The following is a 25,829-nucleotide window of genomic DNA, read 5'->3' as shown; positions in this document are numbered from 1 at the left end:
TCTCCCCACGAGCACCGGTGCACAAGGATGATCGGCAAAGCGCAGCCCTGGGACAGGGTGATACCGCTCGAAGAGCGCGAGACCTACGCGATCGCAGGATTGGGTGGCGCGGCTGGATTCGGCAAGCGGCCCGCGCTGCTGGTGATTGACGTGCAGTACCGCTCGGTCGGTGACCGGCCGATGCCGATCCGCGAGGCGATCAAGCAATATCCAACCAGCTGCGGTGAGGCTGGTTGGCAGGCCATAGCGCAGATTGCCGATCTGATGCGGTTGTTTCGCGGCAGAAGATGGCCGGTGATATTTCCGCATGTCGCCTGCAAGGTCAGCCATGACCAGGGGGCATTCGCGGCAAAAATTCCAGCCATCATGCAGATTCCGCCCGAGGGCTACGACTTTGTTCGCGAGGTGGCTCCAGAGCCGGGAGAGCTGCTGCTGCCAAAGACGCAGGCAAGCGCGTTCTTCGGCACCCCGCTCACGACATATCTCGTCGGGGCCGGGATCGATTCACTGGTGGTGACCGGCTGCACGACAAGCGGCTGCGTCCGGGCATCGGTCGTCGATGCATGCGCGCTAAATTTCAAATCGGTCGTGCCGAGCGATGCTGTCTACGATCGTTCGCCGACTTCGCACGCCGTCAACCTGTTCGATATAGCCAGCAAGTACGCAGATGTGATGCCCACCTCGGAAGTCACCGAGCGGCTTCATGCGCTGCCAGCCGATCGTACGCAGGATCGCCCGACATGAGTGTCGCCCAGGTCTCCGGTCTGCTCTACGGCGCTCACGTGCGCGCAAATGGCGTCCGCCAGCATTACCTGCGCTTCGGCGGAGCCGGTCCTGCCATCATCATCCTCCCGGGCATCTCGACGGCCGCGGCACAATGGGCGTTCATCGCGGAACGTCTGTGCATCGGACATGACGTCTATGTACTCGACGTCCGGGGACGCGGCCTTTCCGAAAGCGGGCCGCATCTCAATTATTCGCTGGATGCCTGCGCCTCGGATCTGGTCGCATTCGCCGAGGCGCTGGAAATAGGCGCGTATACCCTGCTCGGCCACTCCATGGGCGCCCGGATCGGAATTCGTGCCGCGCGCTGGCGGCCATCGTCCATGAGACAGTTGATCCTGGTCGATCCTCCGGTCTCCGGCCCCGGACGCCGCGCCTATCCAAGTCCGATCGGGCCTCTTCTGAAGCTGCTTCATAGCGCAAGGCTTGGAGAAGCGGACGCGGCGCTGCGAAGCCCCTCCGCGCCGCGCTGGCCCGAAAAGCACATCCGTGCCCGGGCCGAGTGGATGCACACCTGCGACGAGCGCGCCCTGATCGAAAGTCACAAGGGTTTTCATCACGATGACATTCACAACGATCTCGCCAACCTCAGCGTCCGCACCTGGCTGCTCGTTGCAGGCAAAGGCGACGTCATCCGTCCCGAAGATGAGAGAGAGATTCAACGATTATTGCCGTCCATCGAGATCAAGCGACTGGAGAGCGCAGGTCACCAAATGCACATCGACGACACGGAAGGCTTCCTTTCGATCGTCAGTGACGTCCTCGCCTGACCGCTCGAAAGACCGGTCGGAGCGCTGCGATTACATGCCCGGCAAAGGAGATGACTGAAGATGACCCGGCAACGCATCGATGTTGATATGCTCGAACTGTTCAAGGCCGAACTTGCACTCTGCAAGGTGAGCGAAGGCGAGGTCGTGGCTGTCCTGAGCGGCGGCGAGGATCAGTCGGAGTATGCCCAGACGTTCATGCTGGCCGCGCGGAGCCTTGGCGCGACAACTTTCCACCTCAATGTTCCAAAGTACGGCCAGAGCAAGGTTGCGGGCCAGCAGGGCAGACACGCGCTGAGCGGCAACCAGCCGGCGATCGACACGCTCAAGCGCGTGGACATGGTGATTGATCTTCTGGGCCTGCTGTTCTCGCGCGAGCAACTCGAAATTCAGGAGGCAGGCACGCGCATTCTGCGCGTCATGGAGCCGTTCCACATTCTCAAGAAGATGTTCCCGACTGAGGATCTCCGCCGGCGGACCGAGCTCTCACGAACGCTCCTGCAGTCAGCCAGAACCATGCGCATCACGTCGCCGGGCGGAACGGATGTGACCTACGGCCTAAAGCAATATCCGGTCATTTCCGAGTACGGATACACCGATGAACCGGGCCGCTGGGATCATTTCCCGTCAGGATTTGCTTTCACGCAGGCCACGGATGGGGACGTCAACGGCACTGTCGTCCTGATGCCGGGCGACATTCTCTGCGCATTCAAGCGCTACATCCAGTCTCCGGTCACGCTCACCATCAAGGACGGCTACATCGTCGACCTCAAGGGCGAAGGCACCGACGCGACGCTCATCAGGAGCTATATCGACAGTTTCGGCGATCCGCGAGGTTGGGCAATCTCGCATATCGGGTGGGGATCGAATGAGCGCGCCGACTGGCACCATATAGCTGCATCTCAGCAACTCGCGTCGGAGCACATCATGAACGCGCTTTCCTTTTATGGAAACGTTCTGTTCTCGACGGGACCGAATACCGAGCTTGGCGGCACGAACGACACGCCGTGTCATCTCGATATCCCGCTTCGCGGCTGCAGTCTCTGGCTCGACGATATTCACATCCTCGACAAGGGCGAGTTTGCCTACCCGGAGTTGAGGGCGCCCGGCCGCTAGGCCTCGGCATCGAACCGGGACCCGGAGTCGCAATTGCGGTTCCCAATGACGCGGAAAGCGCTTCGGCGACGATCATCCACTGTTCAGCTCTTTCAACGGGAAACGCATTGCATGTCTAAGACCGTCTCAGGTGTGGAAGATTACACGGCCAGGCAACGCTATTCGATCATGATCTCGGCGATGCTGGGATACATTCTCGACTTCTACGACGTCCTGATCTTTCCGTTTCTGCTGCCAGCGATCCAGCGGTCAATGTCGCTATCGTTGACCGAGATCGGCTCCCTGCAGGCCCTGACGCTCTTCGGATCAGCGATCGGCGGGGCCCTGTTCGGCGTCATCGGTGATCGCCTTGGCCGAAAGACCTCGCTTCAGCTCACGATCGCGCTGTTCTCGGTCGCGGCGATTATTTCCGCGTTCGCATGGAATTACTGGTCGCTTGCGGTGCTGCGGTTCATCACCGGCATCGGTCTTGGCGGCGAGTACGGCGTTGGCATGGTGCTCTTCAACGAGGCCTGGAAAAAAGGCAGCCGCGGCCTGGGCGCGGCTGCGCTTCAGGGCTGCGCCGTGATCGCATCGTCCACGGCGTCGATCGTCGGAATCTGGCTTATCGCGACGTTCAGCGACGAGTGGAGCTGGCGCATCGGCCTGCTGAGCGGCGGAATGCCGATCCTGCTGATCATCTTCATCCGCTTCTTCATGCCTGAATCGAAAATCTGGCTGGAGTACGAGGCGCAACGCAAGGCCGGTCAGGTTGCAGAGGCGGCCCGCACGCTTCCCCTGGCGGATCTGTTTCGCAACGGGCTGGCGCGCCAGACCGTCACTGCCTGCGTGTGGCTGATGAGCTACATGCTTTGCTACTACAGCGTCGTCTCCTTCATTCCGACGCTGTTGCTCCGGGACATGCACACGCCGGGCGACGTGGTTCGCACCACGGCCGTTCTTCTTTCCGTGGTCAGCGGCATTTGCTATCTCGCCAACGGCTTTTTCAACGACAGGGCTGGCCGCCGATTCGGTGCTCTCGTGCCGGCGTTGTTCTGGATCGGATCCCTGGTTGGCATGGCGGTATGGGGAGGTCAGCTCTATGCCGGCTCGAAGACCGAGTGGCCGATGTTCTGGCTCTATATCGGTTTCGGGATTGGCAACGTTGCGCTCGGCGTGACGGGCGTCTGGATCTCGGAGCTCTATCCGGTCAATTTGCGCGCGACGGCGGTGTCCACGTTCTATATGGGCGGTCGTGGTCTTGGCAGCATCGCGCCGGTTATCGTGCCCCTTGCGGCCGCTCATTTCGGCGGAAGCCTGCTGAACGGCATGGTCGCCGTGGCCCTTCCCGCCGCAACTGTCTTCGTTCTGGCCTCTCTTCTGCTTCCTGAGACGCTCGGTCGGGATTTGTCTGCGAAGGGCTTCAAGGCCGATGCGGACTCGGAGCCAGCGATGAAGGCTGCTCCCGTCTCGAGCGTATGATGCGCTCGTGAAAGACGCGCGGCGAGATGAGAGCTTGTCGCGCTCATCTCGCCGGCCCGGCGCGGAAGGTGGCACTCGGTACAGGGCTCGTCGATACGGACAAATGACGCCTGGTCGAGGCCTTCAATGCATCGATCAAGACTCGGCCAGCACCGTCTTCTTCATGCGTGTGCCGCTGCCCCGATCGCAGGTGTTGCCGCCGGCCGATCCTCGGCGCCCCTGCCGAACCTGTTGCAACCATGCGATAGTGCTGCTTGGGCAATTCGGATTCCCGCGGCATGGCGATTGGCCGTATCGTCCGGATTTGGCGGTGTCCGTTAGCCGCGACCTTCAGATCGGCAGGTCAAGTTGCGGCGCCGCATCGTCGTTCTGTAGGGACGAAAGCGAAACCCCCAGCAGCCGGACTGACCTGGAAAAGGGCATCTCGTTTTGAAGGAGCGCGATCGACAGTCGCTCGAGTTCTGCGCGGCTTGAAACCGCAGCAGGTACCGACCTGCTGCGCGTGATGATCTCGAAATCGTTGAACTTTACCTTGAGGGTCACCGTTCGGCCACGCGCTGCCTTGTCTTCACAGTGCCGCCAGACCTTGTCGATGAGTGGCTGCAGTTCGGCGGCCAATGTCTGGAATTCCGTCAAATCGCTTGTGAAGGTGGTCTCTGCGCCGACCGACTTCCGGATTCGATCGGCGCGGACCTCACGATGATCAACGCCCCTTGAGATCCAATAGTAGTACGCGCCGGCCTTGCCGAAATTGGCTTGCATGAATGCGAGCGACTGATTGCGCATATCGAGCCCCGTGTAGAGACCCAGGGCATTCATCCTGGCGCCGGTCGCAGGACCAATGCCGTGGAATTTGCCGACGGTCAGGGTTTCCACAAATGCCGGGCCCATTTCAGGCGTGATGACGTACTGGCCATTCGGCTTGCGGTGATCCGATGCGAGTTTTGCCAGAAACTTGTTGTATGAGATGCCGGCCGAAGCGTTGAGACCTGTCTCGGCCTTGATCTTGGCCCGGATAGCGAGCGCGACGTCGCGCGCCCATGGGATGCGTTGCAGGTTGTCGGTCACGTCGAGATAGGCCTCGTCGAGCGACAGGGGCTCGATAATCGGTGTGTGTTCTGCGAAGATGTCGCGGATCTGCTGCGAGATGGCCTTGTAGATCTCGAAGCGCGGCTTGACGAACATCAGATCGGGACATTGTCGTTTTGCCGTGACGGACGGCATGGCCGAACGAACTCCGAACTTTCTGGCCTCATAGCTGGCTGCCGCCACGACGCCGCGTTCGCGGGATCCTCCGACGGCAACCGGCTTGCCACGCAGGTCTGGATTGTCCCGCTGCTCGACGGACGCATAGAATGCGTCCATGTCGATGTGGATGATCTTGCGCTGCCTGACCGGCGCAACCGCCTGGTCGTCATCGATCTCGATGGTCACGTCCCGAGCCCGGCTGTATCTTCCTTGACGCCGCGGGCGACGACCCGAAGTGTTCCGTCGGCAAGCGGCCGCTGCAATTTCAGTGCCTCGTCCGGAGGTGCCGTCATCCAGACGTCTACCTCCACCGGCGATGTGAGGATCACCGGCATCGCCTTCGGATGAATGGCACCGACCTCTGCATTGGGCTCCGTCGTCAGGAACGCGTAGAGGTCATTGGTCGTCTCGCCTTCCTTGACCTTCCGGACGGACGTCCAGCTGGTCCAGATGCCGGCGAAGCAGGCGAGGGGACGGCTCTCGTCGAGCGCGAACCAGATATCGCCGCCCTCAGCCTTATTGAACTCGCTGAAGGAGTTGAACGGCACCACGCAGCGGTTTTCGGGGCCGAGCCATCTCGTCCAATGCTTGCTCTTTACGTTGCGGATATTGGTCGTGCCGCCGTCCGGCTCCATCCGCAGCAATTCCTTGAATTCGACCGCCTTGCCTTTCGCCTCGAGCTTTGCCGCGCGCTTTTTGGTTGCTTCCATCATGGCGTGCTGCGAAGACGGCATGCCCCACCGTGCCGTCGCGAGTTCGCGGCCCTCGGCCCCATTGCGCACGATCGGCGCCTTGTAATCGGGAAAGACCCCTGGCATCGGCGCCAGATTGCCAATGTACCGGTTCACGACGCGGAACAGCGCGGCGATGGCGGCTTGATTGGTCGTGATCGAGTAGAGATTGCACATCGGTCAGGCTTCGGTCCGAGAGTGGCGCGGCTGCCCCGCCAATTGTAACAGAGTCGCAGAGGGACGCCGGCCGGCCGTGCTGCATTTTCGGCAGCGCAGCCGGCTGGCGAGATCATGTACGAAGGTGGCCCGCGGATTCTTCATCGCCGTGAGGTCAACGTCACTTGGCGTCTTGCAAGCTTCGCATCTGATTTCGAGCTAGGTGAAGCCTCCATTTAAGGCCTGGTCGATCGTCGGGGAGGGATCGATAGGCTCTCCGTCGGACCACATGCGTTCGTTCCAGCTCTCGCACAGCAGCTTGTCCGCCTGCTGGATGAGCGCTTCCCCCTTTGCCCGCATTTCTGCCGATCGGGTGGCCAGGATGTTGGCCATTGCGCGCGCCTTACCAAGTTCCTTTTTCAGCGCCTTGCGGCCGCTGCCCGACAAGGGCGTAGGGTGATATTTCGGGGTCATCCGGACACCGGCGCAAAGAGATCCGATCGGCGACCTGATGCTGGCTACGGCGTCTCGAACGCCGGCCAGCACCCGTCTTCTTCATGCCTGCCGGTGCGCTGCTGGCAGGTGTTGTCGAGCAGCCGCTGCGCGACGTCCTTCCAGGCTGCGTTGCGGCCATACAACCGGACTGCATCGGCGCTCTGGATTTCCACGGTCCGCTCGCAGCGGCGGCCCATCTGTTTCGGGGTCGGCATGCGCCAGCTCGCGGGTCGGTCGGTCATGTCCGAATTAGAACATAACAAGAACAAATGTCGAGTCCGACCAGCCAGCCGCTTAGAAAATTCCTCCCGTAGGACGGGTCGCGATGTCGGAACCAAGCCGGGTCGTTCGTCTTGAATCCGTTATCAGTATCGGAGTTCCCTCGGCATGGCCCCCCGCGCTAACTGGAAAGGCTTCCTGCGTCTTTCCCTCGTCACCTGTCCGGTCGCGCTCTATCCGGCCACGTCGGAATCCGAGAAGGTCTCCTTCAACCAGTTGAACCGAAAGACCGGCCACCGGATCAAATATGCCAAGGTCGATGCCGACACCGGCGAGGAGGTCGACAACGAGGACATTGTCAAGGGCTACAAGGTGGACGACGACAGCTTCGTCGAGGTGACCAAGGAGGAGCTCGAGAACGTCGCGCTGGAATCGACGCGAACCATCGAAATCGACGAGTTCGTCGACCGCAGCGAGATCGATCCGCGATATCTCATTCGCCCCTACTACCTGCGTCCGGACGGAAAAGTCGGGCACGATGCCTTTGCTGTCATTCGGGAAACCATCCGCGAGATGAACAAGGTCGCGATTGGTCGCGTGGTGCTGACCAATCGGGAGCACATCATCGCGCTGGAGCCGCTGGACAAGGGGTTGATGGGGACGCTGTTGCGCTATCCGTACGAAGTCCGTTCCGCCGATGAGTATTTCGACGACATCCAGGATGTCAAAGTCACCAAGGACATGCTCGAACTAGCCAAGCACATCGTCAATCAAAAGTCGGGTCACTTCGAGCCGGACAAGTTCCAAGACCAGTATGAAACCGCCCTCATCGATCTCATCAACCAGAAGCGAGCGGGTAAACCCATCACAGCAAAGGCGCGTCCTCGCGGCGAGAACGTGGTGGACCTGATGGACGCGCTACGCAAGAGCATTGGAAGAGAGGGAGCCGCGACAGAGGCACCCAAGAAATCAGGCAAAAAGCCGCGTAAGGCCGCCACTGGGCAGAAGGAAATGCTGATGCCGATCGCAGGCAAGAAGCCGGCGAAAGAGGCTTCGGCGAAGAAGCCGGCGGCCAAGCCGCAGCGGAAGTCGGCTTGAGCATATCGTGAAGCATCCGGATTTTTCTCCGAAGTGTGGATGCAACATTCTGGTGTCGAAATACGACCGAGAGTTAATCACGGACGATAGGTTCTGAATAAACCATTGGTGGTTATTTATCGCTCTCGGCAGGACTACGCGGCCCGTGCGCCTGCGCGTCCCCTGTGTTTTAGGTAGCGGAGGATGTCCGGCAACGACATCGCGTTCAAAACCCGATTCGGCGATACACCGCCCTTGCGCGCCATCTCGACGCCCCAGTGCATGTGGTCGAGTTCGCGGATCGAATGAGCATCCGGATTGATACTCATCATGCAGCCGAAGTCTAAAGCCGCCTGGTGCCATCGCCAGTCAAGATCCAGCCTCCAGGGATGGGCGTTGATCTCGACGGCAACGTCATTCCTGGCGCAGGCGCGCAACACCTTTTCGATGTCGATGTCGTATCCGGGGCGGCGCTGGAGCTGGCGTCCCGTCATATGTCCGATGATCCTCGTATAACGATTGGAAATGGCTCGCAGAAGCCGGTCGGTTTGCGCTTTCCGATCCAGCTTGAAGCGGCCGTGGATGCTGGCGACCACGAAATCGAACCGATCGAGGACATCGTCGGGATAGTCCAGGGAGCCGTCGGCCAGGATGTCGGATTCGATCCCCTTCAGGATCCGGAATTCCTTTCCGAACTTCCTGTTGAGCCGGTCGGCCTCGCGGTGCTGCTCCTCGATCTGCTCGACCGAGAGCCCCCCGGCGTAGTGTGCGGACTTGGAATGGTCCGCCACTCCGAAATATTGATAACCGCGCTTTCGCGTGGCGTTCGCCATCGTCTCGAGTGTCTCTGTGCCATCGGACGCGTCGGTATGACAGTGCAGAATTCCGTGAAGATCGCCGTCGGTGACGAGCTCGGGCAGTTTGCCCCTTAGCGCCCGTTCGATCTCGCCGCGCCCTTCGCGCAGTTCGGGCTCGATGAACGGCAGGCCGAGCGCGTCGTAGATGTCCGCTTCCTTCGCCGCCATTATGCGCCGGCCCTTCCGGAGGCCGTCTGTTTGCAGCGTCATGCCCTTGCGCTGGGCGAGCGTGCGAAGCTGTTCGAGGTGTTCGGCCGATCCGGTCGCTTGCAGCAGCGTGGCTCCAAAATGTTTTCGGTCGGTGAGGTGGACCTTCAGTCCCGAAGAATTCAGAGCCGTGGGGGCGTCTTCGTCTTTGGCAGTTTTCTGCGACAAGGACGAGTTCGGCCACCAGTTCGCAGCCGCGCCGGAAGTCGCCGGCGACGGCGATGTGCTTTAGGTCGGGGCGCAACTTTGCAAGGGATGCCTGCGCATGTTCGATCAGGGCCGCGGCGCGATGCAGATGCAATCGGCCTTCGCCGCTCTTTGCGATCGGAAGATTCTGCAGGATCTTGGTCTGAAGCGACGCGCCAAGTCCTTTGGCCTTACGGATTCGATCGTCCCTGGCGGCGGCTTCAAGCTCCGCCAACGAGGCGATTCCAAGGTCCTTGTGAAGCCGCAGTACCTTCTCCGGCCTCAGCCCGGGCACCGTCAGCATCTCGAGTACGCCGGCGGGGATCTCCTTGCGCAGCTTCTCCAGGCTTGGATGGCTGCCCGTCCGATGAAGCTTGGAAATGATGTCGGCAATGGCTTCGCCAACGCCCGGAATTTCGGTGAGCCGGTCCTCCTCGATCAACGTTTCGAGTGGGATTGCGAGCGCTGCGACATTGTCGGCGGCGCGGGCATAGGCCTTGGCACGGTAGGGATTGCCGCCCCGCATGGCGGTGCGTTGCGCGTACTCGCGCAGGAGTTTTGCTACTTGCTGGGCCTCAGCGACGGCCACTCAGCGGCCTCCCGTCGCCCTCAGTCCGCTCCGTGTGGTCGAGCGGACGAAACGCATTGTTCGGTACCGAACCTGAGCCCAGCGATTTCTCAAGCTTCTGTGCCGCTCGGAAATCGTCCATGTGATGCAGGTTCGGGCCGAACGCGGCCTCCTTCATCAGGAGGTGGTATACTCTGCCTACCACGGCCTGGAGATGCTTCATTCTTCCGAGCGGCATCGCCCGTGCCTTGCAGAGGGCTCGGATGGCGTGGGCCCTAAAATAGTGGAAAGCATCCGACATATCGATCTAACGTTTGTCCTGATTTTTTGTTCTTGTCGGAGCCCCGTGCGGGTTTGGCTCCAATCTGAGGATCGCACTTGAGGGTCGGTCATCAGCAGAGGAAAGAGAACGAGACGCTATCGGAACCGACCCATGTCGTTCGTCTTGATTCCAGGCCTACCCCGAGACGGAGTTTTGAGCACCGATGGCTCCCCGCAGAAATTCGACGAGATCGACAGTGAGCGCGGGCATTCTGGCTTACCGTGAAGGAGGTCGCGGGCTCGAAGTGCTGCTCGTACATCCTGGCGGTCCGTTCTGGCGCAACAAGGATAGGGGCGCCTGGTCTATCCCAAAGGGCGAAATCGATGCACTGGACGATCCAGAGCAGGTCGCGCGACGCGAGTTTGCCGAGGAACTCGGCCACACTGCCTCGGTTGGTCGGCTGCAAGAACTAGGGGAGGTCCGACAGCAAGGCGGGAAGCGCGTCATGGCATTCGCCGGAGAGGGCCATTTTGACGCGGCGGAGCTCACCAGCAATACCTTCGATATCGAATGGCCGCCCCGAAGCGGACGGCGGCAGAGCTTTCCCGAAGTCGACCGTGCGGAATGGTTCGATATCGAGTCTGCACGCACGAAAATACTTTCCGGGCAGGTCGAGCTTCTCGATCGACTTTTGGCGATCGTGGGTGAGAGCGCTGGGTAATGAGCTTCAGGATTGGAATCATTTCGGACACGCACGGCCTGTTGAGGCCCGAGGCGGAGCGACGCCTAACGGGGGTCGACAACATCGTTCATGCTGGTGATATAGGCCGGCCCGAGATCGTCGACGCGCTTCGCCGGATTGCGCCCGTCACCGCCATCCGTGGAAACGTGGACAGCGGCGCATGGGCCCGCGAATATCCCGACACGAAGCTCGTCCGTCTGGCGGGGAAGGCGATCTATGTCCTGCACGACCTGAAGACGCTGCAGGCCGATCCCGGCGCGGCGATTGATGTGATCGTCTCCGGGCATTCCCACGTACCGAAGATCGAGACGGTCGGCGGCGTTCTCTACCTCAATCCCGGTAGCGCAGGACCGCGGCGATTCAACCTTCCGATCACGGTTGCGACGCTCGAAATCACACCCGAGGGCTTGCGACCGGAAATCCACGATCTTGGAGGCGGCTGAACACGCAGCGGCGAAGGGAGTTCACAGCGGAGGAAGAGGCCGATGAGGGCAATCCGGAAGGACGGCACGGATGGGATCGCCTGGTGATATTTCGCCGCCTTCGGACACAACCGCCATGACGCCAGCCCGGAATGGCGGATTCGGCGTTTCGGCTAGTAATCGGCTTTTCAATCCGGACTTGAAGCGATCGATGAGAATGCAGGGCGTGCGGAGGCCAGTGAGCCGAATGTTCACCGAGGCGCCGATGCGGAATTGTGTATTGAGAGGCAACCTCTCGAGATCGAGCCCGGTCGTCGTGATGTTCTCGCCGAGATCCCCGGGGCCAACGTCAAAGCCCGAGTTTCGCAGTGCCTTGTACAGTTCGCTCGGGATGAGGTGAACCTGCCGCAGGTTTGGTGCCCGGGGGTTTTGGCGCGCCAGATATCGATGCCGGACTAACTGGCCGTAGTGGGCGTCGCCTTCGACGCCTTTTCCCGTCTTCAGAACGATGGAGAGGCAGGGAGTCTTGCTGAACCGATGCTTGGCGTCGATCGCAACAGTGACGACTGATCCTTGTAGAGCAGGGAATTCCAGGAGGTGGTCCATTGATCCGTCGGACTGGAGGGGGCGTTGTCGCGGCGACGATGCCGCGCGGCATGGAGTTCGCTTTGTTGCTCGCGAGCTGGAGCGATCAGGGACGTTATCCCACCGGCTCGCAGACCTTCGTCGGACGCTGCTTCGGTCATGATTCATCTTTGCTTCGTCGGAGCAGGATTCCTCATCCAGGCGCCGGCCGAAATCCACCCTCGTACATAATGGGCAAATGCGCAAATGCGTTCCGTTTGCCGGTTCGGACCGAAGGGATCGCTATTTACGTGAACGTTCTCGCTCGCGCACGACATCCTTCGCCCGCTTGTCGGACCTGAGCCCGAGATAGACGGGCTGGCGGAGCTCGCCTTTGCTGGTCCACTCCGCGAATTTGACCTCGGCGACCAGCGAAGGCCTGACCCATGTCGTGGCGGCCTCGTCCTTCACTTTGGCAGGAAAGGGTGACTTCGGGGCCGTCAGTTTCACGAGCCTGGCATGGAGGTCTTCCAGGACCTTGTGGCTGAAGCCAGTGCCGACATGTCCGATGTAGCGCCATGCGTCGCCTTCCCGCACGGCAAGGACCAGGGCGCCGAAGAACGGCCTGGTGCGCCTGGGCGCCGTGAAGCCGGCGATCACCACTTCCTGCCGCTTTGCCGTCTTGATCTTCAGCCAATCGGGGGTCCGGCTGCCGGACGCATACCCGCTGTTGGCGCGCTTTGCCATGATGCCTTCAAGGCCCTTCCGCTCGGCCTCGGCGAAGAATTTTGTGCCGTTGCCTTTACGGTGAGCGCTAAAGGCGATCAGCTTGTTGCGCGGCAGAATTGCCTTCAACCGCTTCTTGCGCTCGAGGAGCGGGTGGTTGCGCAAGTCCGCTCCGTTCTCAAACATGAGATCGAAGGCGCAGTACAGCAGCTTCGCCTCATGCCGCAGCGCGTTTTGAAGCAGCTGGAAATGCGAAACGCCGTCCTTACCGAGCGCGACAAGCTCGCCATCGATGACGGCGTCGCCCTTCACGCCCTCCAGCGCTTTGGCGACCTCAATATAGCTGCGGCTGATGATCTTGCCGTTGCGGCTGTAGAGCGCAACCTTGCCTTTCCGGATTTCCGCGATCATCCGGAAGCCGTCGTACTTGTCCTCGAATACCCAGCCGGGGTCATCGAACGGCGCGTCGGTGAGCGTGGCGAGCATCGGCTGCAGGCGCTTGGGCAGGGTCGACGTCCGGCTCATTCGAGGCCAATCCTTAAAAGCAGGTTGCGAAATGCATGGACGTCCTTCAAGGATTAGGGAACGTTTCGGGGCAGCGTCGTGTTCCGAAAGCATCGTGGCTTGCGAGACCTCGAGGATTGACCGGGCGAGGGCGGATCAGACCGATGGCCAGAAAACTGAAAACCTACCAGACCTCTCTCGGCTTCTTCGATCTGGCGATCGCCGCTCCCTCCATGAAAGCGGCCCTCGAAGCCTGGGGCGCCGACAGCAATCTCTTCCATCAGGGCGCGGCGAAGGAAAGCGGCGATCCGGACGTCATCGAGGCTGCCATGGCTGCGCCGGGCGTCGTTCTGAAGAGACCCGTCGGTTCCAACGGGCCATTCAGGGAGCATGCCGAGTTACCTACTGACCTTGCCAGCGGCAGTTTAAAGAAGACGGGCCGCCGTCAACCGCGGAAGCCTTCTAGGCGGACCCAGGACGATGCGGCCGATCGGAAGGCTGCACTTGCTTTCGAGAAGGAGCAGCAGCGGCGGGAGCGCGAACGTGCCAAGGAAGAGGCCGACCGGCAGAAGGAGCGCGAGCGACGGCAGCACGCCGTCGACAGGGCGCAAGGTGTCTTCGACGCGGCCCGTCGCAAGCACGAAGGAAAGGCCGCTGACATCCAACGACAGTTCGAGGTTCTTGAGGAAAGTGCGAGGGACGAGGAAGCGCGTTGGGAAAGGGAGAAGGCCCGCTTGGAAGCCGCATTACGACGGGCACGAGGTTGAATCTCGAAGCGAGCATCTCGAGACTACGCCTGATTGGCCGCCCAGATCGGAAATCGCCAATCCAAACTGCCAGATCTTCAGCTTAACCGTTGCTGTCTTCCCGCAAGATGCGCTCAAGATCATCCTCGAAGATATTCTGCGTTGCTTCGAAGAGAGCCAGGAGCTTCAGAGCTTCCTCGGTATTTGCACCGCGCTTGCGGATCACCATTTTTCTGCTTTTCGACGATCTGACGTCCTCCGGCAACATGGCGGCGGGGAGGATGAAACGTTCGGACTCATGAGACATTGGTGGCTCAAGGCGGCAGCGCGATCGGTCTCTCAGCCACCGGTGGGCGCGGCAAGTGCCTTTGCCGTGATGACTGGATCATATGCCGCGTCAAGAGTTCGGATACTGGCCAATTCAAGCTAGATCACTGAGATTGGCATCGCCCGGGGTGCTCGGATTCAGCGATCGCTTGTAAACTATCGGTGGGAAACCGCCCGTGCTGCGGCCTGATTGACCTTTGCGCGGTCCCGCCTGTCCTCCGGCGACAGCTCCATCAACGCTCGATGGAGCTCCGCGGGGATCGTCAGAGGACTATCAAGCGGCTTCTCCACCCACGGCCAGAAGCGGTCAAAGGCGTCCATTACAGATCCTCCCGGAGCCCCCTGAAGAAGGGGTGGCGGACTTTCCCCTCCGCCGATTTCGCGCGGTACTCTATCTCGGCCAGCAGCTTGGGCTCGACCCAGATTCCTTTGTGGGCAATCCGCTTTGCATAAGGCTGCGTCTCGCGGATCAGCGGCATCAGACGCTTCTGAAGGTCGGTAGCTGACGCCTTGTTGAACCCATGGTCCACCTTCCCGGCATAGACCAGATCGTCGCCCTTGCGCCGGCCGACATAAAGCCCGTCCCACTTCGTCCCATCGAGTGCGAAGCCGGCAATGGTCAGCGTCTCACGCTGCACGCAGGTTTTTTTGACCCAGTCATTTGTGCGTCCCTTCGGGTAGGCGCTGTCCCGGACCTTCGAGACGACGCCTTCGAGGCCGAGCTTGCAGGCATGTACAAACATCTCGCGACCCTCTATCTCGAAGCTTTCGCTGAATTGGATGTCGGTGCCGCCTACAATCTTCTTGAGTTCGGCCTTTCGCTGAAAAAGCGGTAGCTTCCGGATGTCGCGGCCGTTCAGATAGAGCAGATCGAATGCTACGAGCACGATGGTCTTCGATTTGCCCTTGAGCTCGTTCTGCAGGACCGAGAAGTCGGTCGTGCCGTCGGCAGCCGGTACCACGATCTCGCCGTCGACCACCGCCGAGTTCGCCTTGATGCGCCAGGCGTCGTGAGCGACCTTCTTGAAGCGATGCGTCCAATCGTGGCCGCGCCGGGTAAAGATCTTCGCCGTTTCGTTGCCCACATGGACCTGAACACGGTAACCATCGAACTTGATTTCGTGAATCCAGCGCTCTCCGGACGGCACCTTCTCGATCAAGGTGGCCAGGGCCGGTTCGATGAAGCCGGGCAGCGGCGCCTTGGCGCCGATAGCCGCCGGCTTTTTACGCTGAAACGCCACTGAAGAACTCCACGCTACAGCCGATTCAAATTGGCACAGTTCGAATCGTTCCGGAACCTCGGAATCCCTGTCGCGTTGCGTCGATGTACGACAGGAGACAGCCATGGCAGTAGCGAAGAAGAGCAAGACAGCGCGCGGACGAAAGCAGGACCGAGCGCGGGTGGCCGGCGGGCAGGACTATGAAGTGCGGTACGAGGCGAAGAAGACTGGAAAGTCGGCGCTGGCGGTGAAAAAGGCCGTCAAGAAGGTCGGCAACGCGCGCAAGCGCGTGGAGAAACGGCTAGGCCGCTGAGCACGAGACGGGTCGGCGTGGTTGCTTAGCGCCGGTCCTCCTCGCCAGAAGGGCATTCCGGGCAGGTATCACCGATCCCGTCCAGCACGTCGCGAACCGCGGCTTCCGCTGCATCAGAGGAGAGGGCTGTTGGCGGGTCTCGACGTGCGATATCGAGGGCCCGCTCTCGCGCATGCGGGTCGGCGCGGTCCTTCATCCAACCGTGCTCCTCACACTCTCGGATAGCACCCGCTTCCTGGAGCACGTTGATGGCCCATCCGCGCAGCGTACGTATCGGCGGCCTTCGTTCACTCGTCGTCAGCATCGAAATGGCTCCCGATACGACGAATCGTTGTGTCCGCCATTCGTTCCCTTCCTACCACAACGGGATTCTCAACGGCGGAGCTCAAACTGCAGAGTTCCATGCCCGGCCGCGGCGAACTGTTCTCTCTCAGTGGGGAGCCGGCTGAAGGCCGACATTTGCGAAGGGACGACGCCAGGCGGGTAAGAAGAGTTGAAGAGGTGATCTCCGTGGATTCCGGATTTTTAATCTATCATGCGCAGACAATAGCGCCCGGCGGAGCCCAGATTCTCTGAATTACATCTTCGTGGTTTTCCGCTTGGGCGCGTGCGGCAATGACCGCAGCGGGCTCTTGTGCACCGAGCCGCGTAGCGTCTCGGCCATCCCGGCTGCGATCCCTCGCGCAACTATAGATGTATCACGTATAGATATATAATGTGTCGCTCGCCGGAGGCACTCGCCCGCGGGCCCCGCCGTCATTGCATGCCGGCGTCGCTATCGCTGTCCCGCGCTCGGGTGCCTTGTTGACCGGTCTCGCGACCGCAGTCGCCTCGGTGCCCGCGGGCATTGCATGCCCGCGTCGCTATCACTGCCCTGTCGTCGGCTGCCCTTTGATCTTATCACTCCTGGCTTGATTTCACTTCTTTCGGGTTGCGCAGCGCTCTCATCGTCGAGGCTATGGGGCGCTGCCCCTCGCGCGCGCCAGGGTGAAGCGCCGGCTTATGCCGGCGCCGACCCGAGCGGTCTCCCCGGTCTTCCGCGCTGTTTTCATTCTGCCGACCTTGGACGACGTGGCATGCGCTTGTGCAGACCCGCTTCTCGCGAAGCGGCCCTTCGGGCGGGTGATACCCCTCCGCCCGGGTCGCCCTGGCACTTGCTACCCCCGGTCTCGCCGACGGGCAGGGGCGCAGGCGCGGAGTGCGCCTTGCACCCATGTAAGCAAAAGGAAGAATGATCATGTCGGCCAAATCAATTGGAATACCTGATGGAACTGAGGTTCGCATTCCGCTCGGCAAGCTCAAGAAGTCTCCGAAGAATGCGCGCAAGACGCCGCACAGCGAGGCGGCGATCGAGGCTTTGGCGGCGAGCATCGCCGCCAAAGGCATCCTGCAGAATCTGGTCGTCGAGCCGGAGGTCGATGACGAGGGGGCAGCCACTGGGTTCTTCTGCGTGACCATCGGGGAGGGCAGGCGGCTGGCCCAGCTGCTGCGGGTCAAGCGCAAGGAGATCAAGAAGAACGAGCCGATCCGCTGCGTCATTGATACCGCGAACGACCCCCACGAAATCAGCCTGGACGAGAATGTCACCCGGAAGAAGATGCATCCGGCCGACGAGTTCGAGGCATTCCGGAAGCTCGCGGATGAGCGTGGGCTCGGTGCGGAGGAGATCGCGGCCCGCTTCGGTGTCACCGCGCATGTGGTGCGGCAACGCCTGCGGCTCGGCGCGGTGTCGCCCAGATTGGTGCAGCTCTATCGCGACGGCGATCTGACCCTTGAGCAGCTGATGGCGTTTGCCATCACGGATGATCATGCCCGGCAGGAGGCCGTTTATAAGCGCCTCCCCTTCGATCCGGATGCCAGTACCATCCGCCGTCTGCTCACCGAAACCCACGTTCCTGCCACGGATCGGCGCGCGCGGTTCGTCGGGCTCGAGGCCTATACGGAGGCGGGCGGCACCGTGCTGCGTGACCTCTTTACCGAGGATCGCGGCGGCTATCTGGAAGACGTCGCGCTGCTCGATCTCTTGGTGACGGCAAGGCTCGGCCGCGAGGCCGATACCTTGCGGGCGGCCGAGGGATGGAAGTGGACGGAAGCCCATCTCGACTTCCCGCATGCCCATGGCATGCGCCGGGTCTACCCGCATCCGGTCGAGCTGTCGGCGGAGGATCAGGCCGCTCTTCTGGCAGTCCAGAACGAGTTCGACCGGCTGACCGAGCAGCATCAGACGGCCGAGGAACTGCCGGACGACGTGGACGCACGGTTCGGTGAACTGGAGTCCGAGATCGTGCGGCTGGAGGCGAAACAACAGGCCTACGATGCCGCCGACGTCGCGCGCGGCGGCGCCTTTGTGGTCCTCAATCACGACGGCACGGTGCGGGTCGAGCGGGGTTTTATTCGCCCGGAGGACGAAAAGCCCGGGGCCGAAACCGACCCCGAGAGTGGCGCCGAGGCGCGGGATGAAGAGGACGGAGGAGGCGAGGAGGGCGCGCCGGATGACGAAGACGACGAGGGCGCGAGCGACGAGGACGACGAGGATCAGAAGCTGTCCGACGCTCTCATTCGCGACCTGACCGCGCACCGAACCTTGGGGCTGCGCCTCAATTTGAGCGAGCAGCCTGACGTCGCCATCGTGGCGGTCACCCATGCACTTGCCGCCCAAATCTTCTATGTCGGCGCGGCCGCGCATGTGGCCGGCATCCAGCCGGTGAAGACCGATCTGGCCGCTCATGCGGACGGGATCGAGGACACACCCGCCGGCAAGCTGTGGTCGGATCGCCATGCCAATTGGGCACGGCAGATGCCCAAGGACGTCGCCGGACTGTGGGAGTTCGTGGCCGAGCTCGACCACGACAGCCGCATGGCGCTGTTCGCGTATTGCGTCGCGTTCACGGTCAATGCGGTCAAATTGCCGTTCGACCGGAGGCCGCGTGCGCTGGCGGCGGGCCGCCGTCTGGCCGAGGCCGTGGCCCTCGACATGACCGCCTACTGGCACCCGACGGTGCGCAGTTATCTTGGCCGCGTCACCAAGGCGAACATCCTGGAAGCTGTCCGCGAAGGCGTCGGCGGGGAGGCGGCGGAGCGCCTCTCGGACATGAAAAAGGCCGACATGGCGCAGTCCGCCGAGCAGCTGCTGGCCGCAACTGACTGGCTGCCGTCGCTGCTGCGAACGGCCGTGCCGCAGGGGCAAGCCGATGCGCAAAGCAAGGTGGAGGGCTCTGAACCGCATCCGCAAGCAGCTGAGTGAAACCCTCGCCGGGGCCGCGTGGGCGGCCCCGGCGTGATCAAAAATTGTGGCCGCGCACCTGACGGCGCGCGGCCGGTTCACCGGTGCAAAGCGGCAATTTCCACGCAAGCCCTCCTTCCGATCGACGGCACGATTCAGCAGATCGACGTAGATTACTGCAGCCAGGTGGCTGTACCGCGTACCCGTCGACCTTCACCAGCGAGGCGCAGACCGGTGCCGGAAAACTCAGATCGTGCCTTCACCGTGCCTGTCGAGAGCGCATTAGGGCGGACAATAGCTCTGGCGGTGTGACCGGTTTTCCATGCGAACATCTGGCGGGTTCCCATGCGCTAATCCGGCTGAGTCTTCACTGGCATTGATGTGCGGATATCGCCTTGATCGAGCCGGTGTAGCCGTTACCAAAGCGGTGTAGCCGGCCGTCGCCACGGAAATCTCCTTCAGTTTCCGTCATGGGGCTCGGGTCCAACGCAGTCACGATTGGGCTGATCAGGCCCGGGGGACGGCAAGCGCCTCGATCGCCTTCCCGCAACAGCTCACGCCTGCTTTTTTCCCCTGCCGCGAAGTGGCGGCATTCCTCGCGGAAAGACAAAAAAGCAGGCTTTCGCCGTCCTCCGCTGGCGCTGCGGGCCTAAAGGCTGCGGGCCGATCGCTCCCCGGGCAAGGGATCGCCATCGAGGCTGCGATGGACGCGGCCCGAGCAAACAGACGGAGATAATCATGGCGACCATCGGCACTTTCACCGCTTCCGACAACGGCTACACCGGCTCGATCAAGACGCTGACGCTCAACATCAAGGCCAAGCTCGTCGCATCCGAAAAGGACAACGACAAGGCTCCCGACTACCGGATCTTCGCCGGCGCGACCGAGTTCGGCGCCGCCTGGAAGAAGACCGTCCGCGACAGCGAGCGCGAATACCTCTCGGTCAAGCTCGACGATCCGAGCTTCCCGGCCCCGATCTACGCCTCGCTGGTCAGGATCGAAGGTGAGGACGGTTTCAGTCTGATCTGGTCCCGTCGCAGCGGCGACTGATCGGCCGCAACCATCGGCCCCGCCTCCTCGGAGGCGGGGCTTTCTTGCGTGCTTGCGCTGCTTTGGCAGGAGGCTGAAGCGCATTTTGCTATCGGAAAAGAGGGCTTCGTCGCGAGCAAAAATGCGATCGATGCGACGGATTTTTGCGCGGTACTTCGAGTTCAACGGACGGAATTTCACGTCGGATCTGGTTCGATTTTCGACGTCCGCAGGTGGCATTTCGTCGGCTTCCAGGTGCGCCGACGCACCGTTGCGGCGGCGAAATTGTGCCGTTGAAGAGCGTGCAAACCCGCACGGCGCACCGGGATTCGCGCGGTCGGCGATGTTGCGTGACGTCGATGCAATTGCCTCGTCGCGGCAGAGAGAGGAAGCGTGAGCGGGGTGAACGTGAAGAATAGGAGAGCGCAAGATAAAAGCACTGGCGCCGAAGGGCGACTAAGTGATTGTCTGCACATCCAAGAGTTAGCGTTATTGGCGCGCTACGCGTCGCCACAACGTCTTCAAGTGACTTAGTCTTCGCGAAAGTCTTATCGGCATACTCCGTTCGGGGTTTTCGTGCGGAAGATTCTGGAATCGTGCCGCCCGCGGTGAATGCGAATTCCCGGAATGGACTTCATACCGATGGAGCCCGCCTCGTTGCGGTCGCTCCCAAGTTACGTCCAACCATTCTCGGGACTGCTTTGATCGGGTGCTACGGTTTGGCACCCGCTGAAGCTTCTCTGAGTTGTGATGCGCGCGCTCTTCCAAAGGACGAGCGATTAGGACGATAAGACGGGGGCGTAAATCGAGGCTTGACCGCGCGTTAGATCCAGCCTGCAATATCTCGCCGAACGGCTCGCAGATTTCATCTCCGGTAGGTTTTGAGCATCCATGTCAGACTGGCTCTCTTCTGCGCTCGATTACATTCCCACCTGGGTTGATTATCAGCGGGAACTATTCGATCAACCAGGTGTCTCGCTGGCGATCGCTTGCAAGGGGCAGGTGCTGCTTGAGCACGCGAGCGGTATGGCCGATCTTGCAACCCGCGAACCACTCACTCCTCGTCATCGCTTTCGCGTCGCCTCGCATTCGAAGACGTTCACTGCGGCTGGGATCATGTTGTTGCGCGAGCGCGGCAAAGTTCGGCTTGACGACCGCCTGGGTCAGTATCTGGCAAATCTTACGCCGGAGGTTTCTGACGTCACCATTTTGCAACTGCTTTCGCATGCCGCTGGCCTGACCCGCGATGGGCTCGACAGCGGTCAGTTCTCGGACCGCCGGCCTTTCCTCAGTGAGACGGAGTTTCGTGCCGATCTCTCTGCGCCGCAGCCCCTCGCGGCCGGCGTCACGTTCAAATACTCCAATCACGGCTTCGCGCTGCTAGGCAAAGTCATCGAGAAAGTGACGGGTGAGTCCTATGGGCGCTGGATCTATGATCAGGTCGTTGTCCCAGCCGGTCTCACAGAGACGACGCCTGACTTCGATCCGATCGTCTGTCGTCCATTCGCCCGTGGCCATTCGACCCGCCAACCCTATGGTCGGCGTTTCGTCATCCCAGGCGACAATGTGACGAACGATATGGCTTCGGCGACAGGTTTTACGGCAACCGCCGGTGACCTCGCGCGGTTTGTCGGTCAGCTTTCTCCCGGAGCCCAATCGAGCGTTTTGACGGCGGCAAGCCGCCGCGAGATGACGCGGCGCCATTGGCGCGATGCCCACTCGCAATTGGAGCGCTACTATGGTCTGGGTACGATTTCCGGTTCGCCAGGGCCTTGGAGTTGGGTCGGTCATGCCGGTGGTTTCCAGGGAACGTTGCACAGTGGTTCTGCCGGAGCAGGATATTGCGATCAGCATCCTCACCAATGCCATAGACGGTCTAGCGAACGTCTGGTTCGAGAGCGTGATTCACATCCTAAAGACCGTGCGCGATCTCGGCGCCCCAGTAGCTGAGACTGCTCACTGGCGCGGCCGCTGGTGGACCCTGTGGGGTCCTTTGGATCTTGCCCGGGAAAGACAGGGCGTTGGTTGCGACGCCTAGCCAACTGTCTCCTTTCCTGGATGCGACCGAACTAAGTCCATCCGGGATCGACGAGGCGGTCGTTACGTCGGCGCAGGCATTCGGCGATCTGGGCGAGGCCTGCCGCCTCATCCGTGGCCCTGCTGGCATGATCGAGGAGGTCACGATCGGCGGGAAGCACTTGGTGACTGAAGACGCGATCAAGTCCGAAGTTCAGCACCGGTACCAGCCGAGCTCAGGCGCAGTTTCGACGGCGTTTTGTCTCGATGGATGTTAAGGCGCCTTGAAGTTGAGTTGGGCGTCAATTATTCGACGCCCGATCTATGGCGGTTCTTACCAAGGCGATCGCGCGTTCGAGCCGGCTGAATAGAAGTGCGAGGTCTTCCGGGGTCGCCTCCTCCATTCGCAGCGTTTCCGCACTCAATGTTTCTCTCACAAGGTCGTCAATTGAAGAGACGATCCCCGCTGCCTGGCCAAGTTCACCAAGGACGTTCGGAGTTGATAATCCTGGGACAATCTCGCCAGATGGCGTGATGCGTACCGACAGCATGGTTCTCGAGAGCAGGGCTTTCTCGACAGTCTCCACTGGCAGATCGACAGCCGAAACGACCGCCCCGTCCAACCGATACCCAAACCGGTATACGCCGGCGTGAGGCGAGGTCGCGTTGGGTGCTTCAATGAAGGGCTCTAGGTCGTACGCCTGAGGCTTCATAACGTCTCGATAGTTGCGCGCTGTCTATATCGCAAAAAAGAGGCGATATGGACTATATTCCCTAGAGACTATATGCCCCATCGTGCCCGATCCTGCAATGCAGGATTGGTGCAGCATCGTAGGGGGAAATGTGCGACGGCTGCGGCAATCGAGACGCATGACGCAAGAGGAACTCGCCTTCGAGGCGCAAATAGATCTAACTTACGTCGGTGGCATTGAGCGGGGCCGCCGCAATCCCAGTTTGTTGGTCATGGCGAGAATCGCGCGGGCGCTGTCCGTTCCCCTCACCAAACTGTTTGTTGAATCCTGAAATCGGCAAGGGCGACGAGACTAACGCAGAGGACACCGTAGAGATGGAGCTCACTCTGATTGGGGTAGCGGTCTGTTGAGTGTGCGCAAGGAGCCCTGTCGATCTAACGGACGCGCAGTAAAGTCGGCTTCCATCGACGGATAAGGGGCGTACCGATTGAATCCCTGACCTGATGAATGTCCTGCAACTCAACTCGCGACGAACGCGCCGATGCTGGGATCACACCATACCGTTGAGCAACGCAAGGGCGCTTTTTCCGCTTTAGATTGCGGATTTTTTACCGTATCGTTCGTTTCGGGTGACGTCTAAGACGATGCGATCATTAGAGAAATGGTCGGTGGCGACGCGTCTGGTGCGCGTCTGCGCAACCGGTCGGCCTCGCCTAGTATTTTGAGGGTCCAATTGGGGCTTGCTACATGCCCATCAAAGTTTTCGGTCCACTGGTGGGCACGTCCCAGCCGGAATCGCACACTGGAGCAGCCGTTTTCGCGAAGGTACTCGCCATGACGTCTGGACCGGAAATACCCCGTGGACCACGCCGGAAGCGGGCACGGGGCGAAAAGACCCGGCCACGCAATCCTAGCCGGCTGACCGTCGGTCAGCACGTCTTCCCGGCCAAGAGCATCGAGCGTTTTGTCGGTGCGGACGGTCGCGTGTCTACACAGCTGCTGGAACGCAACAAATCGGTCCGGGCGAAGCCAAATAACCCAATTTTTTGTGCCGATCGTTCATGGGACCAACGGGCCGAAACTGGATTTATGAAACAGATCGAAGATGCGTTCCAAGCTGCAGTAGGAACCCTGCTCGAGGGGAAGGCAGCGAGTGTATCAGCCGAGGCCAGGCCCGCGATCGATCGGATGTATTCGCTTTGGTACTGGCGTGCTCGCTACCGAGACCTGGAATCGCAGGAAATCGAACTCAAGGGGATTGTTGGCAGCGTCCTCACGCTTGAGCAGGAGGAGAACCTAGCTAGAGAGCAACGGGTACATGTTCGCCCGAGCAAGTGGGAAGATGCCGGCGCGCCAGATGAACGGCGTGACGTTGATGATCCGCACAAACCGCTACGCAGATCAGCTCGCAACCGCCGTGCCGAGATGGAGCGTCATCGTCCCGCAGACCGGGATTGCTTCGATGGGTTTGATTTGACTGTTGGGTCGCTGATTTAGAACGGCCGCTATTATTTTGCTGCTCGTTGGCGATAGGCATCAATCATCGCCGTTGTCACGTCGTGAGGATAGCAAAGCGGTGTTGCTCCTCCCGGACGGGAATAGGCACTTCGGCCACCGCAAGCCCGGCCGTTGCGCATGGTATCATCCGGACACGCACACGGATGGCCCGTCGCATAATACTGATCCCGGCTCGCCTTGATCAGGATTGCCGCTATGGCCGCGACAGTTAGTGCTACCTCCACCTTCCGCTTGGCTTCAGCGGGCTTCTCGGCATCCCGTGATGCCTCGCGAACGGGTGCGAGAGGCGTGGGCTTGGCGATGCTGTGAGCGGCCGGTGTGGGCGCTACGGTGGTAGGTTGCAGGGATGAAGGATTGGGAGTCTCTGCGAACGCCACCGCTCTGGCCGACGCTACGGCAGGCGGGGAGCTCACATGAGGCGTAACCTGTCGGCCTAAGGCAAACGCCCCAAGCGCAGTCACAACCAAAAGTACGGCGACAACTCCCCCCTTCATGCGCGCGAATATTCACCTCTGAGGTGTCGTTCGCAAGCATACGAATGTCGAATAGCAACCCGGGAAAAAAGGCCCCGCGCTAAAAAGGGGCGCGGAGCCTTCAGGTCGAACCCTCAGTTTCAAGGACGAACTAGAACGGCCCTAAGTTTTATTGCGCGTGGTCGGTACGTGCCGACCCACTCGATGCGTCCCTCGCCAGACTTCGACAATGTTTCTGTCCAGGAATTTGCGGGCGGCTGATAGGGCCTCGTCATCGGACATGCATGTGACGTTGATGGACGGTGCATCAATGTGGCCTTGATCATCCAGAATGTAGATTCGGTGCTCGTTCAAAAGAGGGTCCACCCACGCGCGTTAAAAGATGCGCCGGGAACTCGCCCAAGTCAGTTACACAGGTTAATTTCGCTTACTTGCGGAACGAGATGCATGCGGCATCGGTTAATTTTATGTCCGATGTTTTCCCGCCGGGTACGTCGGACATAAGTATGTAGACTTGGCCTCGGTGTTCCCCTCACTGGGGCCGTTTCTTTGCGGACGCCCAGACTTCCGATGATATGAAACGGGCCGCCAACTGAGGCGGCCTATTTCTCTCCCAGCAATTTGCCGGTCGCCTTATTGATGAAGTGTATATTGGCGCAGGCTGGGCACTCGACGGCCTCATAGCCCACTTCGCCAGCGTCCTCGTCGTCCAACAAATGCTGTACGTTTTCACCGGTGGTCGGGCATCGAAATATGATCGGCTTTGCCATGGGCACGGATGTGACTCGGTCGCTGCATCCTATGACTTGACGCCCGTCAACGCCCCGTTTTCATACGGAGACGCTGAGAGTTGATCTGCCGCAGGAATTGCCCCCGATGGTCCACTCGACCGGCCAACGAGTAGCATGAGATTACGTTCCTACCGTTCCACCCCGGCCTCAGCCCGCATCTTCTCGATCAAGTCAGATGCTTCGGCCTTGGTCAGTCGCGGTTGGGCAGAGGCTTGTGAGCCTGCTCGGCGAGAGTTTTGAGATAGGACGCTTGAGCTCCGGTCATCGGATCGTCGCCGGATACCCAGTCTTTGGGGTCTTTCTCGGTGTTATCTGCCATCGTGATCTCCTTTCCCCGATTAACATCCGGCTGGACTTTATGTTCCTTATTTGTTCTAGTACGCTTTCTCT

The 25,829-nt window shown here is 60.8% G+C and carries 26 protein-coding genes and 2 pseudogenes; 15 read left to right on the top strand and 13 right to left on the bottom strand.

The features are described from left to right. Window positions 1-27 precede the first annotated feature (27 nt). The 4 genes from ACVISU_RS10475 to ACVISU_RS10460 all read left to right on the top strand — a co-directional run bounded on the left by ACVISU_RS10475 (window position 28) and on the right by ACVISU_RS10460 (window position 4,127). On the top strand, window positions 28-744 hold the full coding sequence (locus ACVISU_RS10475; protein ID WP_456706900.1) for an isochorismatase family protein: 717 nt from the start codon (window positions 28-30) through the stop codon (window positions 742-744). Next, window positions 741-1,553 (top strand): alpha/beta fold hydrolase, encoded by an 813-nt coding sequence (locus tag ACVISU_RS10470; RefSeq protein ID WP_456706899.1) that lies wholly within the window; start codon window positions 741-743, stop codon window positions 1,551-1,553. The genes ACVISU_RS10475 and ACVISU_RS10470 overlap by 4 nt, the downstream gene beginning before the upstream one ends. A 60-nt stretch (window positions 1,554-1,613) precedes the next feature. Next, complete coding sequence (locus tag ACVISU_RS10465; protein ID WP_456706898.1) at window positions 1,614-2,666, top strand: leucyl aminopeptidase; 1,053 nt, start codon at window positions 1,614-1,616, stop codon at window positions 2,664-2,666. A gap of 111 nt (window positions 2,667-2,777) precedes the next feature. After that, complete coding sequence (locus ACVISU_RS10460) at window positions 2,778-4,127, top strand: MFS transporter (RefSeq protein WP_456706897.1); 1,350 nt, start codon at window positions 2,778-2,780, stop codon at window positions 4,125-4,127. 330 nt (window positions 4,128-4,457) lie between these two features. On the opposite strand, the gene dinB is transcribed toward ACVISU_RS10460, so the two are convergent. The 4 genes and pseudogenes from dinB to ACVISU_RS10440 form a co-directional block, all read right to left on the bottom strand. Beyond that, window positions 4,458-5,561, bottom strand: a complete 1,104-nt coding sequence (gene dinB, locus ACVISU_RS10455) for a DNA polymerase IV (RefSeq protein WP_456706896.1) — start codon at window positions 5,559-5,561, stop codon at window positions 4,458-4,460. Next, the gene (locus tag ACVISU_RS10450) at window positions 5,558-6,283 is read right to left on the bottom strand and encodes an SOS response-associated peptidase (RefSeq protein ID WP_456706895.1); all 726 of its coding nucleotides are present in this window, start codon (window positions 6,281-6,283) and stop codon (window positions 5,558-5,560) included. Before ACVISU_RS10450 ends, dinB begins: the two co-directional genes overlap by 4 nt. Before the next feature lie 3 nt (window positions 6,284-6,286). After that, window positions 6,287-6,736: pseudogene (locus tag ACVISU_RS10445) on the bottom strand (hypothetical protein). A gap of 44 nt (window positions 6,737-6,780) precedes the next feature. Then, complete coding sequence (locus ACVISU_RS10440; RefSeq protein WP_456711001.1) at window positions 6,781-6,972, bottom strand: hypothetical protein; 192 nt, start codon at window positions 6,970-6,972, stop codon at window positions 6,781-6,783. A 172-nt stretch (window positions 6,973-7,144) separates the two neighbouring features. On the opposite strand from ACVISU_RS10440, the gene ku reads away from it, so the two are divergent. Beyond that, the gene (ku, locus tag ACVISU_RS10435; protein ID WP_456706894.1) at window positions 7,145-8,074 is read left to right on the top strand and encodes a non-homologous end joining protein Ku; all 930 of its coding nucleotides are present in this window, start codon (window positions 7,145-7,147) and stop codon (window positions 8,072-8,074) included. Window positions 8,075-8,208: 134 nt separating this feature from the next. Here ku and ACVISU_RS10430 read toward each other — a convergent pair whose 3' ends face one another. Then, the gene (locus ACVISU_RS10430) at window positions 8,209-9,285 is read right to left on the bottom strand and encodes a PHP domain-containing protein (RefSeq protein WP_456706893.1); all 1,077 of its coding nucleotides are present in this window, start codon (window positions 9,283-9,285) and stop codon (window positions 8,209-8,211) included. Between the two features lie 244 nt (window positions 9,286-9,529). Continuing rightward, window positions 9,530-9,829: pseudogene (locus ACVISU_RS10425) on the bottom strand (DNA polymerase/3'-5' exonuclease PolX); the annotation flags it as partial. A 527-nt stretch (window positions 9,830-10,356) separates the two neighbouring features. On the opposite strand from ACVISU_RS10425, the gene ACVISU_RS10420 reads away from it, so the two are divergent. Together ACVISU_RS10420 and ACVISU_RS10415 are read left to right on the top strand one after the other, a co-directional pair. Then, on the top strand, window positions 10,357-10,854 hold the full coding sequence (locus ACVISU_RS10420) for an NUDIX domain-containing protein (RefSeq protein ID WP_456706892.1): 498 nt from the start codon (window positions 10,357-10,359) through the stop codon (window positions 10,852-10,854). Beyond that, a complete protein-coding gene (locus tag ACVISU_RS10415) occupies window positions 10,854-11,318 on the top strand; it encodes a metallophosphoesterase family protein (protein WP_456706891.1) in 465 nt (154 codons plus the stop codon). The genes ACVISU_RS10420 and ACVISU_RS10415 overlap by 1 nt, the downstream gene beginning before the upstream one ends. Before the next feature lie 21 nt (window positions 11,319-11,339). Here ACVISU_RS10415 and ACVISU_RS10410 read toward each other — a convergent pair whose 3' ends face one another. Next, window positions 11,340-11,903, bottom strand: a complete 564-nt coding sequence (locus ACVISU_RS10410; RefSeq protein ID WP_456706890.1) for an MOSC domain-containing protein — start codon at window positions 11,901-11,903, stop codon at window positions 11,340-11,342. A gap of 261 nt (window positions 11,904-12,164) precedes the next feature. Further along, a complete protein-coding gene (gene ligD, locus ACVISU_RS10405) occupies window positions 12,165-13,112 on the bottom strand; it encodes a non-homologous end-joining DNA ligase (protein ID WP_456710798.1) in 948 nt (315 codons plus the stop codon). Window positions 13,113-13,255: 143 nt separating this feature from the next. On the opposite strand from ligD (ACVISU_RS10405), the gene ACVISU_RS10400 reads away from it, so the two are divergent. Beyond that, window positions 13,256-13,858, top strand: a complete 603-nt coding sequence (locus tag ACVISU_RS10400) for a cell envelope biogenesis protein TolA (protein ID WP_456706889.1) — start codon at window positions 13,256-13,258, stop codon at window positions 13,856-13,858. 82 nt (window positions 13,859-13,940) lie between these two features. Here ACVISU_RS10400 and ACVISU_RS10395 read toward each other — a convergent pair whose 3' ends face one another. Next, window positions 13,941-14,144 (bottom strand): hypothetical protein, encoded by a 204-nt coding sequence (locus tag ACVISU_RS10395; RefSeq protein WP_456706888.1) that lies wholly within the window; start codon window positions 14,142-14,144, stop codon window positions 13,941-13,943. 340 nt (window positions 14,145-14,484) lie between these two features. Next, on the bottom strand, window positions 14,485-15,405 hold the full coding sequence (gene ligD, locus ACVISU_RS10390) for a non-homologous end-joining DNA ligase (RefSeq protein ID WP_456706887.1): 921 nt from the start codon (window positions 15,403-15,405) through the stop codon (window positions 14,485-14,487). A 103-nt stretch (window positions 15,406-15,508) separates the two neighbouring features. Here ligD (ACVISU_RS10390) and ACVISU_RS10385 point away from each other — a divergent pair, with 103 nt between their 5' ends. Next, window positions 15,509-15,697, top strand: a complete 189-nt coding sequence (locus ACVISU_RS10385) for a DUF3606 domain-containing protein (RefSeq protein WP_456706886.1) — start codon at window positions 15,509-15,511, stop codon at window positions 15,695-15,697. Between the two features lie 25 nt (window positions 15,698-15,722). Here the strand turns inward: ACVISU_RS10385 and ACVISU_RS10380 are convergent, their stop codons facing one another. Further along, window positions 15,723-16,001, bottom strand: coding sequence for a hypothetical protein (locus tag ACVISU_RS10380; protein ID WP_456706885.1), 279 nt, complete (start codon window positions 15,999-16,001; stop codon window positions 15,723-15,725). Between the two features lie 927 nt (window positions 16,002-16,928). On the opposite strand from ACVISU_RS10380, the gene ACVISU_RS10375 reads away from it, so the two are divergent. The 4 genes from ACVISU_RS10375 (at window position 16,929) to ACVISU_RS10360 (ending at window position 21,899) form a co-directional block, all read left to right on the top strand. Beyond that, window positions 16,929-18,941: a ParB/RepB/Spo0J family partition protein gene (locus tag ACVISU_RS10375; protein WP_456706884.1), complete on the top strand. Its 2,013-nt coding sequence runs from the start codon at window positions 16,929-16,931 to the stop codon at window positions 18,939-18,941. Window positions 18,942-19,658: 717 nt separating this feature from the next. Further along, on the top strand, window positions 19,659-19,970 hold the full coding sequence (locus tag ACVISU_RS10370) for a DUF736 domain-containing protein (protein ID WP_456706883.1): 312 nt from the start codon (window positions 19,659-19,661) through the stop codon (window positions 19,968-19,970). A 48-nt stretch (window positions 19,971-20,018) separates the two neighbouring features. Continuing rightward, window positions 20,019-20,246, top strand: coding sequence for a hypothetical protein (locus ACVISU_RS10365; protein WP_456706882.1), 228 nt, complete (start codon window positions 20,019-20,021; stop codon window positions 20,244-20,246). 594 nt (window positions 20,247-20,840) lie between these two features. Beyond that, entirely contained in the window at window positions 20,841-21,899 is a 1,059-nt protein-coding gene (locus ACVISU_RS10360; protein ID WP_456706881.1) for a serine hydrolase domain-containing protein, read from the top strand. Between the two features lie 368 nt (window positions 21,900-22,267). Here the strand turns inward: ACVISU_RS10360 and ACVISU_RS10355 are convergent, their stop codons facing one another. After that, on the bottom strand, window positions 22,268-22,678 hold the full coding sequence (locus ACVISU_RS10355) for a hypothetical protein (protein WP_456706880.1): 411 nt from the start codon (window positions 22,676-22,678) through the stop codon (window positions 22,268-22,270). Window positions 22,679-22,775: 97 nt separating this feature from the next. Here ACVISU_RS10355 and ACVISU_RS10350 point away from each other — a divergent pair, with 97 nt between their 5' ends. Next, a complete protein-coding gene (locus tag ACVISU_RS10350) occupies window positions 22,776-22,988 on the top strand; it encodes a helix-turn-helix domain-containing protein (protein ID WP_456710797.1) in 213 nt (70 codons plus the stop codon). 653 nt (window positions 22,989-23,641) lie between these two features. Then, complete coding sequence (locus ACVISU_RS10345) at window positions 23,642-24,154, top strand: hypothetical protein (RefSeq protein WP_456706879.1); 513 nt, start codon at window positions 23,642-23,644, stop codon at window positions 24,152-24,154. A gap of 1,475 nt (window positions 24,155-25,629) precedes the next feature. Here ACVISU_RS10345 and ACVISU_RS10340 read toward each other — a convergent pair. Then, complete coding sequence (locus tag ACVISU_RS10340; RefSeq protein ID WP_456706878.1) at window positions 25,630-25,758, bottom strand: DUF3072 domain-containing protein; 129 nt, start codon at window positions 25,756-25,758, stop codon at window positions 25,630-25,632. Window positions 25,759-25,829 lie beyond the last annotated feature (71 nt).

The sequence above is a fragment of the Bradyrhizobium sp. USDA 4452 genome (assembly GCF_054063575.1).
The sequence above is the reverse complement of the archived record's forward strand: the minus strand, read 5'-3'. Positions and strand labels throughout refer to the sequence as shown.